This is a genomic window from Lentzea sp. (assembly GCF_036380075.1).
Taxonomy (GTDB): domain Bacteria; phylum Actinomycetota; class Actinomycetes; order Mycobacteriales; family Pseudonocardiaceae; genus Lentzea.
The window spans coordinates 128,633-144,377 of sequence record NZ_DASVFL010000020.1 but is presented as its reverse complement, the minus strand read 5'-3'; the positions used below and the strand labels follow the sequence as shown (position 1 = coordinate 144,377).

The 15,745-nt window shown below is 69.5% G+C and carries 15 protein-coding genes and 1 pseudogene; 10 read left to right on the top strand and 6 right to left on the bottom strand.

The genetic code is table 11. The features are described 5' to 3' along the window. Window positions 1-53: 53 nt before the first annotated feature. Window positions 54-659, top strand: a complete 606-nt coding sequence (locus tag VF330_RS02330; protein ID WP_330849794.1) for a response regulator transcription factor — start codon at window positions 54-56, stop codon at window positions 657-659. An 87-nt stretch (window positions 660-746) separates the two neighbouring features. On the opposite strand, the gene VF330_RS02325 is transcribed toward VF330_RS02330, so the two are convergent. Beyond that, the gene (locus VF330_RS02325) at window positions 747-1,655 is read right to left on the bottom strand and encodes a sensor histidine kinase (RefSeq protein ID WP_330849788.1); all 909 of its coding nucleotides are present in this window, start codon (window positions 1,653-1,655) and stop codon (window positions 747-749) included. 580 nt (window positions 1,656-2,235) lie between these two features. On the opposite strand from VF330_RS02325, the gene VF330_RS02320 reads away from it, so the two are divergent. From VF330_RS02320 to ilvN, 3 genes and pseudogenes are all read left to right on the top strand, one after another. After that, a complete protein-coding gene (locus tag VF330_RS02320; protein WP_330849787.1) occupies window positions 2,236-3,051 on the top strand; it encodes an AfsR/SARP family transcriptional regulator in 816 nt (271 codons plus the stop codon). 10 nt (window positions 3,052-3,061) lie between these two features. Continuing rightward, a pseudogene (locus VF330_RS02315) lies at window positions 3,062-4,780 on the top strand (acetolactate synthase large subunit); the annotation flags it as partial. Further along, a complete protein-coding gene (gene ilvN / locus VF330_RS02310) occupies window positions 4,780-5,046 on the top strand; it encodes an acetolactate synthase small subunit (RefSeq protein ID WP_330849785.1) in 267 nt (88 codons plus the stop codon). The pseudogene VF330_RS02315 and the gene ilvN, both read left to right, overlap by 1 nt. A gap of 76 nt (window positions 5,047-5,122) precedes the next feature. Here the strand turns inward: ilvN and VF330_RS02305 are convergent, their stop codons facing one another. Beyond that, window positions 5,123-5,605 carry an SRPBCC domain-containing protein gene (locus tag VF330_RS02305; RefSeq protein WP_330849784.1) on the bottom strand — a complete coding sequence of 161 codons (483 nt, stop codon included), beginning with the start codon at window positions 5,603-5,605 and terminating at the stop codon, window positions 5,123-5,125. Between the two features lie 163 nt (window positions 5,606-5,768). Between VF330_RS02305 and VF330_RS02300 the strand changes: the two genes are divergently transcribed. The 3 genes from VF330_RS02300 to VF330_RS02290 all read left to right on the top strand — a co-directional run bounded on the left by VF330_RS02300 (window position 5,769) and on the right by VF330_RS02290 (window position 9,309). Then, window positions 5,769-6,194 (top strand): nuclear transport factor 2 family protein, encoded by a 426-nt coding sequence (locus VF330_RS02300; protein WP_330849783.1) that lies wholly within the window; start codon window positions 5,769-5,771, stop codon window positions 6,192-6,194. A gap of 23 nt (window positions 6,195-6,217) precedes the next feature. Continuing rightward, on the top strand, window positions 6,218-7,297 hold the full coding sequence (locus VF330_RS02295; protein ID WP_330849782.1) for a hydrolase: 1,080 nt from the start codon (window positions 6,218-6,220) through the stop codon (window positions 7,295-7,297). A gap of 257 nt (window positions 7,298-7,554) precedes the next feature. Continuing rightward, complete coding sequence (locus VF330_RS02290; protein ID WP_330849781.1) at window positions 7,555-9,309, top strand: DHA2 family efflux MFS transporter permease subunit; 1,755 nt, start codon at window positions 7,555-7,557, stop codon at window positions 9,307-9,309. Between the two features lie 118 nt (window positions 9,310-9,427). On the opposite strand, the gene VF330_RS02285 is transcribed toward VF330_RS02290, so the two are convergent. Further along, window positions 9,428-9,901 (bottom strand): hypothetical protein, encoded by a 474-nt coding sequence (locus tag VF330_RS02285; protein WP_330849780.1) that lies wholly within the window; start codon window positions 9,899-9,901, stop codon window positions 9,428-9,430. 143 nt (window positions 9,902-10,044) lie between these two features. Between VF330_RS02285 and VF330_RS02280 the strand changes: the two genes are divergently transcribed. Then, window positions 10,045-11,523: an amino acid adenylation domain-containing protein gene (locus VF330_RS02280; RefSeq protein WP_330849779.1), complete on the top strand. Its 1,479-nt coding sequence runs from the start codon at window positions 10,045-10,047 to the stop codon at window positions 11,521-11,523. A gap of 61 nt (window positions 11,524-11,584) precedes the next feature. Here the strand turns inward: VF330_RS02280 and VF330_RS02275 are convergent, their stop codons facing one another. Both VF330_RS02275 and VF330_RS02270 read right to left on the bottom strand, forming a co-directional pair. Further along, entirely contained in the window at window positions 11,585-12,625 is a 1,041-nt protein-coding gene (locus tag VF330_RS02275) for a ketoacyl-ACP synthase III family protein (protein ID WP_330849778.1), read from the bottom strand. Window positions 12,626-12,634: 9 nt separating this feature from the next. Further along, the gene (locus tag VF330_RS02270) at window positions 12,635-12,859 is read right to left on the bottom strand and encodes an acyl carrier protein (protein ID WP_330849777.1); all 225 of its coding nucleotides are present in this window, start codon (window positions 12,857-12,859) and stop codon (window positions 12,635-12,637) included. A 173-nt stretch (window positions 12,860-13,032) separates the two neighbouring features. Here VF330_RS02270 and VF330_RS02265 point away from each other — a divergent pair, with 173 nt between their 5' ends. Then, a complete protein-coding gene (locus VF330_RS02265; RefSeq protein WP_330849776.1) occupies window positions 13,033-13,479 on the top strand; it encodes a hypothetical protein in 447 nt (148 codons plus the stop codon). Between the two features lie 46 nt (window positions 13,480-13,525). On the opposite strand, the gene VF330_RS02260 is transcribed toward VF330_RS02265, so the two are convergent. Beyond that, on the bottom strand, window positions 13,526-14,362 hold the full coding sequence (locus VF330_RS02260; RefSeq protein ID WP_330849775.1) for an NAD(P)H-binding protein: 837 nt from the start codon (window positions 14,360-14,362) through the stop codon (window positions 13,526-13,528). A 141-nt stretch (window positions 14,363-14,503) separates the two neighbouring features. Here VF330_RS02260 and VF330_RS02255 point away from each other — a divergent pair, with 141 nt between their 5' ends. Then, window positions 14,504-15,712: a cytochrome P450 gene (locus tag VF330_RS02255; RefSeq protein WP_330849774.1), complete on the top strand. Its 1,209-nt coding sequence runs from the start codon at window positions 14,504-14,506 to the stop codon at window positions 15,710-15,712. Window positions 15,713-15,745 lie beyond the last annotated feature (33 nt).

The window sequence follows — 15,745 nt, the reverse complement described above, 5'->3', positions numbered from 1 at the left end:
CGGTCACCGAGTGTAAAACTCGAATTGGTGACCTGGGGGTAAGAGGGGGTCGGATGATCAGAGTGCTACTCGCCGAGGACGTGCAAATGGTCCGCGGCGCATTGGTCGCTTTGTTGAATCTCGAACCGGATATCGAGGTTGTCGCGTCCGTCGCAACGGGTGACGAAATCGTCTCCGCAGTCGCCAAGAACAAGCCGGACGTCGCGGTGCTGGACATCGACCTGCCCGGTATGGACGGTCTTTCCGCGGCCACGGTCATCCACGACACCACCCCCGAGACGCGCACGCTCATTCTCACGAGCCTCGGCCGTCCCGGCACTCTGCGCCGCGCTCTCAACGCGCGCGTCAACGGCTTCATCCTCAAAGACGCTCCCGTCAGCGAGCTCGCCGACGCCATTCGCGGAGTCTCGGTGGGACGCCGCGTCATCGACTCCCAGCTGGCACTGTCCGCGTGGGACACCGACGAGTGCCCGCTGACGCCGAGGGAGCTGGAGGTGCTGCGGCTCGCCTCCGACGGCGCGGACGCCATGGAGATCGCGACGACCCTGTTCCTGTCGGTCGGCACCGTCCGCAACTACCTGACGTCGGCGACGGCCAAGCTCGACGCCCGCAACCGGGTGGACGCGGTCCGCATCGCCCGCAAGTCCGGCTGGTTCTGAGCCGGCGTTCCCGATCCCCCGCGCCGGGTCCACTGCGGTCGTCCGCAAAGGACCTGGACGCCGGTGTGCCCGGTGGCGGGCGTCCGGTCAGTGCGCGAACGGGATCGCGGGGATCGCGGCGTGCACGTGGAACGAGCCGCCGCCGATGTGGCGGGCGGTGAACGTGCCGCCGGCGGCCTGCACGCGTTCGGCCTGGTTGCGGACGCCGTTGCAGTCGGCGGAGACCGCGCGGTCGGCGGCGCCGTCGTTGATGACGTCGAGCAGGACCGTCGTACCGCACTGCTGCACACCGATCGTGCAGGTGCTCGCCTCGCTGTGGCGCAGGACGTTCGTGACGGCCTCGCACAGCACGGCGGCGAGGACGGTCTCGACGGGTTCGGGCAGCGGGTCGTGGTTGAGCTCGACGCGGACGTCGATGTTCGACGCCGCCAGCATCGCCTTGGCCGAGTCGGACGTCGTCGCCAGCGAGATCGGGCGGTACGCGCGGGCCAGTGACCGCACGTCGGCCAGGGCGTGGTGGGTGATATCCAATATATCGCTGATGTGTTCCCGTACGTACTGCCAGTCGTGGTCCGGGCTGTCGGTCACCATCCGCTGGGCCAGCTCGGTCTTCAGCTTGATCGCGCTGAGGCTGTAGCCGAGCAGGTCGTGCAGGTCGCGGGCGACGCGGACGCGTTCGGCGGCGACGGCGGCGGTCGTGATGACCTCCGTCTCCGCCACCGGCACGGTGGGCACGGGGGCGGGCTGGGGCTGGGCCGGCCAGTCGCGGTGCGTCGCGAAGCCGGTGGCCAGGCCCGCCAGCAGCAGCGCGATGGCCGCGGTCGCCATCATGACCTCGCCGTGGGCGGCCTCGGCGAACCCGGTGGCGGCCACGATGGCGACGAACACGCCCCATCCCGCCGCGGGCCGCAGCACGAGGAGTGCATTGCCCGCGACCAGGCCCGCGACACCTGCCCAGGAATGACCGAAGACGGTGTAGGCAAGGACGAGGAGCACCACCTGTGCCGCCAACGTGAGGTGTCGTCGCAAAGCGCTCAGTTGCCGGAAATACGACACTTGCAGCAGTACAAGTAGCGCCAAATCAATGACCGACACCGCCAATTCGGTGATCTCTCCGGCGAGAAGCAGCGCGCGGGTCAGGTCGGTCAGGCAGACCGCGACGAACACCGCGACGATGATCGCGCGGTATCTCGGTATCGCAGGCGATGTATTCACGTGCCCCCCAAGGACACCCGTTCCGGAGCAAACGCGACTCCTGGCGCGCGCCCAAGGCCGAATACTAGACAGGCGAGGGCAGTCCGGGGCCGCTGCTGAATCGGTTAAGAAGGTCATATTGCATTGAATCCCGGCCCAACGTCACGCCAATGGCCGAGTATTTCTCCCTCCTGGTCACGGCATGTGCTCGATCGATTACGAGACGAGACTGTTTGGGTTCGTTTGGGCATATGAATTTCTCACGTCCGGTGCAGTAGTTCGCCATCCGAGAGTCGTGGCGGGATACGTGGCGGCCGATAGCCCGGCTCAGGTGAACTTGTGGCACGACCAAGTCGTCCGCCGCTGAGCAGGGGAGGCTCCAATGGAGATCAAGGTTCTGGGACCGCTGGAGGCACGGGAGAACGGCGTCTCGATCGCGCCGAGCGCGGTCAAGCCCAGGCAGGTGCTCTCGCTGCTCGGACTGCAGGCCGGTCACGTCGTCACGGTTCCGACGTTGATCGAAGAGCTCTGGGGGATGACACCGCCACGCAGCGCACTCACGACTCTGCAGACCTACGTGCTGCAGGTCCGCCGGCGCATCGAGGCGGCCATGCCGGGTGAGGGTCCCGGTGTCGCGAAGAACGTCCTCGTGACCCGGTACGGCGGCTACATGCTGGACGTGCCGCCGGAGAGCGTCGACGTCCGCAGCTACGAGCGGCTCGCGAGCGCCGGTCAGCGCGCGTTCGAGGTGGGCGACCTGGAGTCCGCGAGCCGGTTGCTGCGCGGCGCCGCCGAGGTGTGGCGCGGACCGGTCCTGGTGGACGTGCAGATCGGCGTCCGCCTGGGCATGGAGGTCACCCGGTTGCAGGAAAGCCGCCTCGGCGTGCTGGAGACCCGCATCGAGGCCGACCTCCAGCTCGGCAAGCACCAGTCGTTGCTGAGCGAGCTGTCCGTGCTCACCGCGCAGCACCCGATGCACGAGAACCTGTGCGCGCAGTACATGCTCGCGCTCTACCGCGCCGGCCGGCAGTGGAAGTCGCTGGAGGCCTACCAGTCGCTGCGGGACACGCTGATCGAGGAGCTGGGGCTTGAGCCGTCCGAAAGGCTGCGTCAGCTGCAGCGGGCGATCCTGAGCTCCGAGCCGTCGCTCGACAAGCCGCTGTCCCCCCGTCAGCTGGAGCGCCAGCTCGCGGGCTGAAGACCGTTCGGGAGCAACCGTGGATACCACCGGTGCAGGTGCGTTGGTCAAGGCGCTCGAGGACGTCGGCTGCGAGGTGATCTTCGGGATGCCCGGCGGGGCGATCCTGCCCGCCTACGACCCGCTGCTCGACTCGGTGAAGATCCGCCACGTGCTGGTGCGCCACGAGCAGGGGGCGGGGCACGCGGCCCAGGGGTACGCGCAGGCGACCGGACGGGTGGGCGTCTGCATGGCGACCTCCGGTCCCGGTGCCACGAACCTGGTGACGCCGCTGGCGGACGCGTACATGGACTCCGTGCCGATCGTCGCGATCACCGGGCAGGTCGCCCGGTCGGTGATCGGCACGGACGCCTTCCAGGAGGCGGACATCCGCAGCATCACCCTGCCGATCACCAAGCACAGCTTCCAGGTGCACGACCCGGCCGAGATTCCGCGCGTGATCGCCGAGGCGTTCGCGCTCGCGTCCTCGGGGCGGCCGGGACCCGTGCTCGTGGACCTGCCCAAGGACGTGCTGGCGTCCGCCACGACCTACACGCCGCCGAGGATCGCGACGCCGTCGCGTCCGGTCCTCTCGCCGGTGCAGATCCGCAACGCCGCGCAGCTCATCGGTTCCTCGAAACGACCGGTGTTCTACGTCGGCGGCGGCGTGATCCGCAGCGGTGCGGCGCCGGAGCTGCTGAAGCTCGCGGAGAAGACCGGCATCCCGGTCGTCACGACGCTGATGGCGCGCGGCGCGTTCCCGGACTCGCACCGGCTGCACCTGGGGATGCCGGGCATGCACGGCACGGTGCCGGCCGTCGCCGCGCTCCAGCGGTCCGACCTGCTGATCGCGCTGGGGACCCGGTTCGACGACCGGGTCACCGGGCTGCTGCCGGAGTTCGCCCCGCACGCCGCGGTGGTGCACGCCGACATCGACCCGGCCGAGATCTCCAAGAACCGCAAGGCGGACGTCGGCATCGTCGGCGACTGCCGCGACGTCCTGGCCGCGCTGTCCGCCGTCGTCACGAGGGCTCCGGACCTCACGACGTGGTGGAACTACCTGGGCGGACTGCGCGCCACCTACCCGCTGGGCTACGACTGGCCGTCCGACGGCATGCTCGCCCCGCAGTACGTGATCGAGCGGATCAGCAGGCTCGCCGGCCCCGAGGCCATCTACACCGCGGGCGTCGGCCAGCACCAGATGTGGGCGGCGCAGTACGTGAAGTACGAACGCCCCGGCTCGTTCATCAACTCCGGCGGCGCGGGCACGATGGGGTTCGCGGTGCCGGCGGCGATGGGCGCGCAGGCGGGCGCGCCGGACCGCACGGTGTGGGCCATCGACGGCGACGGCTGCTTCCAGATGACCAACCAGGAGCTGGCGACCTGCGCCGCCGAGGGCATCCCGATCAAGGTCGCGATCATCAACAACGGCAACCTCGGCATGGTCCGCCAGTGGCAGACCCTGTTCTACGGCGGCCGGTACTCCAACACGCGGCTCGGCACGCACCAGCGCCACCCCGACTTCGTGAAGCTGGCCGACGCGCTCGGCTGCGTCGGGTTGCGCTGCGAGAGCCAGTCCGATGTGGACGGGACGGTGCTGGAGGCGATGGCGGTCCGCGACCGGCCCGTCGTCGTCGACTTCGTGGTGGGACAGGACGCCCAGGTCTGGCCGATGGTCCCGGCGGGCACGGGCAACGACGAGATCATGGCCGCGAGGGGCATCCGGCCCCTGTTCGACGAGGTGGAGTGATGACAAGACATTCGCTGTCCCTGTTGCTGCGCAACGAACCCGGTGCGCTGGCGCGGATCGTGGTGCTGTTCTCCAGCCGTGGCGTGGACGTCGAGTCGCTCAGCCTCGCGCCGGCCGAACGGGGCGACCTCTCCCGTCTCGACGTGGTCGTCGAGCTCCAGGACGGCCGCACGTCCGCCCAGCTGATCAAGCAGCTGGGCCGGATCGTCGACGTGAAGAGCGTCGTCGACCGCACGCACGACGAGGCGCTCGAGCTCGGCGCCTGAGGCACTGACGAGAGAACGGCCGCCCCGGAGGATCGGGGCGGCCGTTCTCTTCTTCCCACCTGAGGTTCTGGGGGTCTCAGGCAGCCTTCGGGACGTGCCGGTCCACGACGGCGGCGTACTTCTCCAGCGTCTCGCCGGGGGAGGGGCCGTCGAGGGCCTTGTGGATGCCTTCGGCGATCTCGCCGTGGCGGTGCAGGTCGGCGTGGGTCAGCGTGACCTTCGTGGTCGTCGGGCCGACGGCCTCGAAGTCCACCTTGATGAACGAGGCGTTCTCGTCCTCGAAGATCGGCTGCCAGTAGGGGCCGACCCGCCAGGTCATGACGAGGCGCTTCGGCGGCTCCCACTCGGTGATGGTGCCCCAGGCGATCTCCTCGCCGTCGGCCCCGCGCTCGAAGTAGCGCCCGCCGACGAACGGTTCGATCGTGATGGCCTGGCGGTCCTTCACGAACACGTGCGACTCCGGCCACCACTCGATCGGCTTCGACGCGAAGATCTCGAACGCCTGCTCGATCGTCGCCTCGACCGTCACCGACTTGGCGACATCGGGAGTTGAGGCCATGTGGCCCTCCTCGCGAGTTGGGATAAGGGGTGATGTCGCGTCCGACCGTGCCCGGTTTGTCTCAACCCCACCTGGAAGCGCGGTGGAACCAGGACGGCTCAACCGGATGTAAAGCGCCCGCACCCATATTCGCGGTAGCCAAACCGGCAGACGAGGAGTTGTCGTGTCCCCTGTCAATGTTGCGGTCCACATCGAGGTCCAGACGTTCTACGCCCAGCAGATGCGGCTGCTCGACGCGTTGGACGTGGAGGGCTACGCCCAGACGTTCACCGAGGACGGGGTCACCGACCACGCCCACCGGAGCGAGAAGGTCGAGGGCCGTGCCGCCCTGATCGCCGGCGCCAGCGCCGCGCTGCCCCGCTACAAGGGCGTCGCCGTGCGGCACTGGAACGACCACTACCTGATCGAAGAGGTCGACGAGAACACGCTGAACGTCAGCTACGCCTCGCTCGTCACGCGCACCACCGCCGACGGCGTGGTCAGCTTCGAGCCGACGTTCTCCATCGAGGACGTGCTCGTGCGCATCGACGGGAAGCTCTACACCAAGTCCCGCACGATCCACCGCGACCTGCCCGTTCAGGCCGCCTGAGCACGTTCCCTGGAGGTGACGGGGTGACTGGTCGCAACGCCGGGCTGGCCGCTGCCGCGGAGAAGGTGAAGCTGATCGCCGCCGAGCACGCGGCGCAGGCGGACGCCACCCGCAAGCTCGCTCCCGAAGTCGTGGAGGCACTGCGCGAAGCCGGGTTCGCGCGGCACTTCGTCGCAGCCGGAAGAGGTGGTTCGGAAGGCACGTTCGCCGAGCTGACCGAGGCGGTCCTGCTCGTCGGGCAGGGCTGCGCCTCCGCGGCGTGGTGCGCCTCGCTGTCCGCGTTCTCGTCGAGGTTCGCGGCACTGCTGCCCGAACAGGGCCACGACGAGATCTGGGCGTCCGGCCCGGACGCGTTCGTCGTGACCGGTCAGCCGCCGATGGGCAAGGGCACCGTCGTGGACGGCGGGCACCGGCTCAGCGGCCGGTGGGTCTACGTCAGCGGCGTCGACTTCGCCGACTGGGCGCTGCTCTGCGGCATGGTCGGCGACGAAGGCCGCTTCTTCGCGTTGCCGCGCAGAGACTTCACCGTGCTCGAGACGTGGGACAGCGTCGGCATGAAGGCCACCAGCAGCCACTCCGTGGTGGTGGACGACGTGTTCGTGCCCTCCCACCTGTCGTTCTCGCGCGCGGACCTCGTCTCCGGCACCAGCTGGTCGCCGGTGGAGAGCCACAACGTCCCGTTCCAGGCGGTCGGCGGCCTCACGTTCGCCGCCCCCGCCGTCGGTGCGGCGATGGGAGCGCTCGAAGCGTGCGTCTCGGTGCTGTCGGGGAAGAAGCAGGCCGTGACGTCCGCCGTCGACCTGGTCCGCGCGTCCGGCCAGGTCGAGTCGGCGAAGCTGCTCGTGGAGCAGAACGCCGCGGTGCTCGACGACCGCGAGTTCACCCCGGCCGCGATGGCGCGCAACGAGCGCAACGTCGCCTACGCGGCCGAGGTCCTGGTCGACGCGGTCGGCGGCCTGGTGCGGGCCGCCGGCACCAGCGGGCTCGCGGAAGGCGGTGCGCTGCAACGGTTCTGGCGTGACGTGGTGAGCAGCTCCAGCCACGTCGCCCTGCGGTACGAGACCGCGTCCGTCCGCACCTACCCGGCGTCGCTGTACGGGTGACCCGGAATCGATTGGCCCTGGTGCCGTCCCTCCCCGGCACCAGGGCCTTCGGCGTGCCCGCGGCGCTCCGCCGCGGCCTGACCGGAACTCAAGCGGAGGGGACCACCCTGGGGGCCATCGACCGGCAGTCGTCTGTTCCAGGCGTCTTCACAGACAGGAGGTGGGACCTCGTTCTACTCGAACGGCTTTCGGCCACAACGAGAAGTCCTGACCCATCACCTGTCGTGCGCAGCGAAATCAGTCTCTGAGGAGAAATCGTGACCTCCACAAACACCAATCCCGACCTGGAGTCGCCGCCGGCGGCTGCCGCTGCGCAGGCGGCTGAGGTCGTCGACGCGCCCGCGGCCGACCCGCGCCGCTGGATCGCGTTCATCATCATGACCGTCGCGACGTTCATGGACATGCTGGACGGCAGCATCGTCAACGTCGCCCTCCCCGCGATCCAGCACGGCATGGGCGCGAGCTTCGTGCAGCTGCAGTGGATCACCGCCGGCTACGTGTTCGCGTTCGCGCTCACGCTGATCACCGGCGGTCGTCTCGGTGACATCTACGGGCGTCGCCGCATGTTCCAGCTCGGCGTGCTCGGCTTCGTGCTCACGTCGTTCCTGTGCGGCATCGCGGTCAACCCCGAGATGCTCGTGATCTCCCGCCTCGCGCAGGGCCTCGCGGCCGGCCTCATGGTCCCGCAGGTCATGTCGATCATCCACGTCTCCTTCCCCGACAAGGAGAAGGGCGCGGTCTTCGCGATCCAGGGCACCATCGGCGGTCTGGCCGCCACCATCGCGCCGCTCGTCGGCGGTCTGCTGGTCGCCTGGAACGTCTTCGGCTGGGACTGGCGGACGATCTTCCTGGTCAACGTCCCGATCGGCCTGATCGGCTACGCGCTGGGCTGGAAGTTCATCAACGAGTCCAAGGCCCCGCAGCGGATCCGGCTGGACATCATCGGTGTCGTGCTGGCCACCGTCAGCCTCACCGCGCTGCTGTTCCCGCTGACCTTCGGCCGTGAGCTGCAGTGGCCGGTCTGGTCCTTCGGCCTGATGATCGCCTCGGTGCTCGGCTTCGCCGGCTTCATCGCCTACGAGAAGGCCAAGCAGCGCAAGGACGGCATGCCGCTGGTCCCGCTCAACCTGTTCAAGTCCCGCAGCTTCTCCGCGGCCCTCGCGCTGATGCTGGGCATGTTCAGCTTCACCGGCATGTTCATGCTGGCCCTCTACCTGTACCTGCAGGAGGGCCTGGGCTTCTCGCCGCTGCGGACCGGTGTCACGCTGCTGGCGTTCTGCATCGGTGCCTTCATCACCGCGTCGGCCTCGGTCGTCGCCCTGGTGCCGAAGTTCGGCCGCGCGGTGCTGCAGGTCGGTGCCGTGGTCATCGCCGTCGGTGTGGCGGTGCTGCTGTTCTCGGTCAGCCCCGACATCACCAGCTGGGGCCTCGTCCCCGGCCTGCTGCTGATCGGCCTCGGCTTCGGCATGACCGCGACCCCGATCGCGCTGTTCGCACTGCAGGAGGTGCCGCACCAGGACGCGGGTGCGGCGTCGGGCCTGATCAACACCAAGCAGCAGCTCGGTTTCGCGGTCGGCATCTCGGTCGTGACGCTGGCGTTCTTCGCGCCGCTGGCCTCCCACGGCGCGACCAACGCGGAGTCGCTGGCCCCGCAGGTCCGCCAGGAGCTCGTGGCCGCCGGTGTCGCGGACGCCCGTGCCACCGAGCTGGCGGACGCGTTCAAGTCCTGCGCCGCCAACACGTTCGCCGGCACCCCCGAGGCCGGGGCGGCGGCGTGCACCGCGGTGCAGAACGACGCGCAGGCCAAGGCGGTCGCCGACAGGTACACGCAGCAGGCCGCGGGCGCGTCCTTCACGGACGCCTTCCGCACCACGCTGTACGTCGGCTTCGGCTTCGCGGCGCTGGCTCTGCTGCTCGCCTCCTTCCTGCCCCGCTGGCTGAAGCAGGAGGACTGGGGCGGCGCGGCCGAGGAGGGTGCCGAGGCGTCCTCGGAGGAGCCCGCGAAGGCGTAGTCCCCGCCCGCTGGAACTCCGGGGCCCCAGGCGACGCCGCCTGGGGCCCCGGTCCGTGCCCCGGGCACGTCCGAAGGCCCCTCGCGGACTCGCGAGGGGCCTTCGGTGTGAGGGGGCCTCAGATGCGGAAAGCGGCGCCCTCGACGTCGACGGGACCCACCCACGGGGTGCCGTCGTTCATGTTGATGTAGGTGTGCGCCTTGGTGGTGAACTTGTTCTTGTTCGGGCTGATCTTGCCCAGGTGGCTCGCGTTGATCGAGCCGACGGGGTTGCCGTTCTCGTCGCGGTGGGCGTGGTGGGTGATCCAGAAGCTGAACTGGCCGTCCTTCTGCGCGGTCCAGACGCCCCGGCCCTCGAGCTGGTCGGGGTAGCCGGGCTTGGTCTCGCAGTGCAGCTGGAAGTCGGCGGTGAAGTCGCAGAACAGCGGCGTGAGCAGCGGCGGTTCCTCGATGTGGATGGTCACCGTGAGGTCCCAGCGGCCGACGAGCGCGTTCTCGTAGTTGGGCTTCGCGGTGGCACCAGCGGCGGCGACGACGGGGACTGCCAGCGCAACGGCGGCCACGGCGGCCAGTGCCTTCTTGCGGACGTTCATGGGGATGCGCCTCCGGTCAGGTGGGGCAGCGGACGCGCTGAGTGTTGTTCGCGCAGCTCAAGCACCCCTGTAGCGCCAGTTGTGACCCGAGGGGACTTCGAGGCGGGATGCGGACGATGGGGCGAGATGAGAGGAGCTGGGGCATGTCTGCATCGGTGACCGACGCGTTCCGCTGCCGGGCGGCCAGGACGCCCGACGCGGTGGCGCTTTCCGCTGACCACGACACGGTGAGCTATGCCGAGCTGGACCGGTGGTCGGACGTGTTCGCCGGCGAGCTCGTGGCGGCGGGCGTGCGGCCCGGCGACCGGGTGGCGGTGTGCCTCGAACGGTCGCCGCGGCTGGTCGTGGCGCTGCTGGCCGTGCTCAAGGCCGGGGCGGCCTACGTCCCCGTCGACCCGGAGGACCCGGAGTCGCGCGTCTCCATGATGCTCACCGACGCCGGGGTGTCCATCGTGGTCGGTCAGTTCCTCGCCGGGTACACGACGCTGAAGGTGTCGCCGCGGAGCGACCGTTCCACCGCGGACCTCCCGGTGGTGTCCGGGGAGGACCTCGCCTACCTGATGTACACGTCGGGTTCGACTGGCCGGCCGAAGTCGGTGATGGTGGAGCACCGCAACATCACCAACCTCGTCACCGCGCCGAACTACGTCGCCATCACGCCGGCCGACCGGATCCTGCAGCTCGCGCCGGTCGCGTTCGACGCGGCCACGTTCGAGATCTGGGGCGCGCTGCTCAACGGCGCCCGCGTGGTGCTCGCCCCGCCCGGCGTCGTGCAGGCCGAGGAGCTCGGGGACCTGTTGCGCTCCAACGAGATCAGCATCCTCTGGCTGACCGCGGCGTTGTTCCACCGGCAGATCGACGTCGACGTGTCCGCGTTCAAGGGGCTGCACACCGTGCTCTCCGGCGGCGACGTGCTGTCGGTGCCGCACGTGCGGGCGTTGCGCGAGGCCGTGCCGGAGGTGCAGGTCGTCAACGGCTACGGCCCGACCGAGACCACCACGTTCGCGACCTGCCACCGCATCGGCGCGGACGAGCAGCTCGGCGGCACCGTGCCGATCGGGACGCCGTTGCAGAACGTCGAGGTCGTCATCGTCTCCGCCGACGGCGTGCCGGTGCCCGACGGGACGGAGGGGGAGCTGTGGGTCGGCGGCGCGCAGGTGTCGCGCGGGTACTGGAAGCGCCCGGACCTCACCGACGAGAAGTTCGTGCGCGGCAGCTGGAACGGCGAGCGCTACTACCGGACCGGCGACCAGGCCCGCCGGCGCGAGGACGGCGTCGTCGAGTTCCTCGGCAGGATGGACGACCAGTTCAAGCTGCGCGGGTTCCGGATCGAGCCGGGCGAGGTCGAGAACGCGCTGACCGAGCACCCGCAGGTGCGGGCCGCGGCGGTGGGCGTGCGCACGCACCCGAGCGGTGACCGCAGGCTGGTCGCCTGGGTCGTGCGGTCCGGTGAGCAGCTCGACAAGCGGTCGCTGCGGGGCCACCTGCGCGCGTCGATGCCGGAGCACATGGTGCCGGCCGGGTTCGTCGTGGTGGACGAGCTGCCGATCACGGGCAACGGCAAGACCGACCGCAAGGCGTTGCCGGAGCCGGACTGGACCTCGAAGTCGCTCTACGTCTGAGAACGCGGAAGAAGGGGCGGGCCCGTAGGAGGGCCCGCCCCTTTTGTCGTTCGCACGATCCCTAGACCCAGGAGGGGACTTCGAGGATCTCGATCACGGCCGCGGTCCACACGTAGCCCGCGCCGGAGGACTGGAGCACGACCAGGTCACCCGGCTTCGGGTCGCGCTCGGCCAGCACGTGGTCGAGGCCGATCGCGATGTCCGCGGTGCCGACCATGCTGTACTGCTTGGCCCAGTCGTAGGTCGTGGAAGCGCGGTCGACCCCCAGGAGACCGCAGATGCCGTGCGTGACGATCGTCTCGGCGAGCTGCTGGTGCAGGAAGAAGCGGGCGTCCTCGAGCTCGATGTCCGCCTCGTACAAAGCCATCTTGAGCGAGTGCCGCACGCCGCCGCCGATGCGCGCGATCATGTCGTCGAGGTCGACGTCGGCGTTCTTCAGGAAGTCCTCGACGCCGCTGTTGAGCTGCAACGTCTCGCCGTCCGCGAACGGGCCCGTCGTCCACTTCGCGTAGCCGCGCGACATCTGCTCCAGCGTCGAGTCGGCGTGCGAGTGGATCGAGCGGATGCGCGCGAAGCCGGAGCGGTTCGACAGCACGAACGCGCCCGCGCCGTCACCGTTGACGTTCTGCTCCTCCGACGACCACCGGTCGAAGTACGGCAGGTGGAACGCGTCGCCCGCCGTCACGAGCGCGGCCGGGAGGTCCCGGTGCGACGCGAGGTAGGAGGCCGCCAGGTCCACCGCGGCCATGAAGCCGTTGCAGCCCTGCTTGACCTCGAACGCGGGACCGGTCCCGCCGACGGTGTTCGCCTGCACGTAGCTCGCCGGCGTCCAGAGGTCGAGCCCCTGGTGCGACAGGGAGGCGTGCACGGTCAGGCCGAAGTCCAGCGGGCTCAGTCCCGACCGCTCCACGGCTTCGATGCCGGCCTTCGACGCCATGACGGGTCCGGTCTCACCGGGGGCGGCGACGCGCAGCTCCCGGTAGCCGTTCATGACCTTCTTCTCTTCCGTGTACCGGCCGGCCGCGATGGCGTCGTCCACCGTCTCGACCTGCTCGGGCAGATATGTGCCCACACCGGCGATGTACAGGTCATTCCACCGCATCTCGAACTCCTAGGCTGCCTGGTCCAGCTGCTTGGCGACGGCACGTGCCGTCGGGTCCTCGTAGAAGCTGCGCAACGGGACGCGGACGCCGTACCGCTCGTGGACCTGCTTGACGAGCTTCGACGCCAGCAGCGAATGTCCCCCCAGGTCGAAGAAGTGGTCCTCCGGTTCGATCCCCGGTACCCCGAGCACCTCCCCGAACAGGTCGCAGAGCTCTGTCTCGCGTTCGGTCACGGCGTCCTCCCTGTCAGCCCTTGAGTAAGGAAAACTTTGCGTTACCCAAGTCGAGAGGAGCTTGTGCCAGAGCGGACAACGGCACGTTCGAGCCGTTGTGCAGTGGTCTCTGAGGGGGTTCGTCCACGGTTGCGCGCGTCCGCCGCCACGCAACAGGAGCTGGAGCCGCACAGATGCAGACGTTCACGCCGAAACGTTCGACCTTCCTCGCCCGCCTGGGAGCCCTCACCGCCGTCGTGCTGCTCGCACTGGCCGGCACCGCCGGTGCGACGAGCTGCACACCGGTCGGCAGCTGGTCCGGCTACGTGACACGCACGGACGGCAACCACCCGACCAGCATGGTGTTCAAGGCCAACGGGAGCGCGTTCATCACCAACGAGCAGAACACCACGACCAAGGGCACGTGGTGGGTCACCGGGGTGAACACGTTCCACTTCAAGTTCCGCGGCGAGAAGGTGTACGACGAGAACGGCGCCTACTTCGCCTACGTCGACTTCGACCAGGACGCCGTCCAGAGCGGACCGAACAACGTCACCAGCTCCGGCCCGTCGACGTTCTACCTCGCCGACGGCACGAACCTGGGCACGTCGACGATCACGTTCACGCTGACCAGGGTCTGACCGCCGTCCTGGCCGGACGGGCCGCCGCTCCGTCCGGCCAGGCGCGTCACGCCAGGAACGAGGCGTGCTCCTCGACCCACTGGCGGAACGTGCGGGCGGGCTTGCCGGTGATCCGCTCGGCGGTCGCGCTCGTGTCCGCGACGACGCCGACGGCGGCCTCCCACTGGTTGAGCAGCGAGGTCAGGACGGGCGGGGGCACGAAGTTGCTCATCTGCGCCTGGCCCTCCTCCCGCGTCAGGCCGTTGACCACGAGCTTGCGGCCGAGCACGTCGCCGACGATCTCCAGCTCCTGCCGGAACGTCAGCGACTCGGGGCCGGTGAGGTCGACGACCTCGTCCTGGAGCTTCTTCTCGGTGAGTGCGACGACCGCGACGTCAGCGATGTCGTCTTCGTGCACCGGGGCCACCTGGGCCTCGGGGAAGACCTGGTCGATGGTGTCGCCGGCCTGCAGCGAGTAGCTCCAGCCGAAGGCGTTGCTCATGAACGCGCCGGGACGCAGGATCGTGTAGCCGAGGCCGGACGCGACGACGGCGTCCTCGACGACCTTGTGGTGGTGCGCCAGCGGGTCCTCCTCGGCGCCCGGCAGGCCGACGGTGTTGGACGACAGCACGACGACGCGTTCGACGCCGGCCTTCTCCGCCTCGTCGAGGAACTGCGCGATGCCGTCGGGCTCCGCGTAGAGCAGGACCTTGGAGACGCCGGCGAGGGCCGCGATGAACGTCTCCGGGTCGTTGAGGTCGAGGGCGACGGTTTCCACGCCCTCGGGGACGTCGAGCTCCGCGGGGTTTCGGCCGGACGCGCGGAGGCTGTGACCCGCCGCGTAAAGCCGCTGAAGCACGCGACGGCCGACGTTGCCGCGCGCTCCCGTGACGAGGATGGTCATGGTGGATCTCCCGATTTGGGTGTTTTGCCGTGTGGCCGATCACGCTCAGCGTCCACTCGGTCACTCGAACGGCACTAGATCGAGGTTCAGGCCAACGCTCCTAACGTGCGGAAACAGCCTTACGAGCGTGAGGAGCGCACGGTGGTTTCCTTTCCCGTTCCCGGATCCAGTTACGCCGGTCCGGCGCCGGAGTTCGCCCGGTTCCGCGCGTCGAGCCCGGTCGTGCGCCTGCCCGCGGCGGGTGGCGGCCACTGCTGGGTCGCGACGACCCAGGACTCGGTCCGCGTGGTGCTCGACGACGTGCGGTTCTCCCGCGCCGCGTCCTACGAGCCGGCCGCGCCGACGTTCCCCGGCCTGTTCCAGGCACCGCCCGGGATGATCATCTCGCTGGACCCGCCCGCGCACACCCGGTTGCGCGACCTCGCCTCGCAGGCGTTCTCGGCCGACCGGATCGAGTCCATGCGACCGAGAATCCAGCGGCTGGTGGGAGAGTTGCTGGACCGCGCGGACGCGGAGGCCCTCGAGGGTCCGGTCGATCTCCTCGGCAGGGTCACGTTCCCGCTGGCGATCATCGCGATCAGCGACCTGCTCGGTGTACCGGCCGCGGACCGCGACACGTTCGCCCGGCTGATCAGGGAGTTCGCCGCCGTGGACGCCCCCGAGGTCGCCGCCGCGGCGGGGGAGCGGCTCGGCGAGTTCATGGCCGCGCTGGTGTTCGCGAAGATGGCAGAGCCCGGCGACGACGTGCTGTCCGCGCTCACCGAGGCCCGGATCGGCGACGACCGGCTGGAGGTCGGTGAGCTCATCGGTCTCGGCTACACGCTGCTCGGTGCCGGCGGCGACTCGACGGCGTGCCACCTGGCCAGCTCCGCGCTGACGTTGCTCGGTCACCACCGCGACGTCTGGCTGCGGCTGGGCGAGCACCCGGAGGAGGTGCCGGCCGCGGTCGAGGAGCTGCTGCGGTGGATCGCGTTGTCCACCAACGACACCACCGGCCTGCCGCGGATCGCGCTGGAGGACGTGACGCTGTTCGGCGTCACGATCCCCAAGGGGGACGCGGTGTTCGTGTCGACGACGTCGGCGAACCGCGACGAGACGCTGTTCACCAGCCCCGACGTGCTCGACTTCACCCGCGAGGACAACGCGCACATCGCGTTCGGCTACGGAATTCACCGCTGCCTCGGCGCCCCGCTCGCGCGCATCGAGCTGACCACCGCGTTCGAGGAGCTGACCCGGCGCTTCCCCGCCGCCCGGCTCGCGGTCGCGGAGGAGGACCTCCAGTGGCAGGCCGCCGACATGAACCACCGGCTGGTCGCGCTGCCGGTCGACCTGCACGGCAAGGGTTTCTGACCTTCAAGCGAAACGGCCCCTCGGAGTTCCCGA

Coding starts and splice junctions, on each gene's coding strand:
- VF330_RS02280 (WP_330849779.1), top strand. CDS start 10,045: ATGTCTGCATCGGTGACCGACGCGTTCCGCTGCCGGGCGGCCAGGACG.
- VF330_RS02260 (WP_330849775.1), bottom strand. CDS start 14,362: ATGACCATCCTCGTCACGGGAGCGCGCGGCAACGTCGGCCGTCGCGTG.
- VF330_RS02305 (WP_330849784.1), bottom strand. CDS start 5,605: ATGGCCTCAACTCCCGATGTCGCCAAGTCGGTGACGGTCGAGGCGACG.
- VF330_RS02265 (WP_330849776.1), top strand. CDS start 13,033: ATGCAGACGTTCACGCCGAAACGTTCGACCTTCCTCGCCCGCCTGGGA.
- VF330_RS02275 (WP_330849778.1), bottom strand. CDS start 12,625: ATGCGGTGGAATGACCTGTACATCGCCGGTGTGGGCACATATCTGCCC.
- ilvN (WP_330849785.1), top strand. CDS start 4,780: ATGACAAGACATTCGCTGTCCCTGTTGCTGCGCAACGAACCCGGTGCG.
- VF330_RS02320 (WP_330849787.1), top strand. CDS start 2,236: ATGGAGATCAAGGTTCTGGGACCGCTGGAGGCACGGGAGAACGGCGTC.
- VF330_RS02285 (WP_330849780.1), bottom strand. CDS start 9,901: ATGAACGTCCGCAAGAAGGCACTGGCCGCCGTGGCCGCCGTTGCGCTG.
- VF330_RS02330 (WP_330849794.1), top strand. CDS start 54: ATGATCAGAGTGCTACTCGCCGAGGACGTGCAAATGGTCCGCGGCGCA.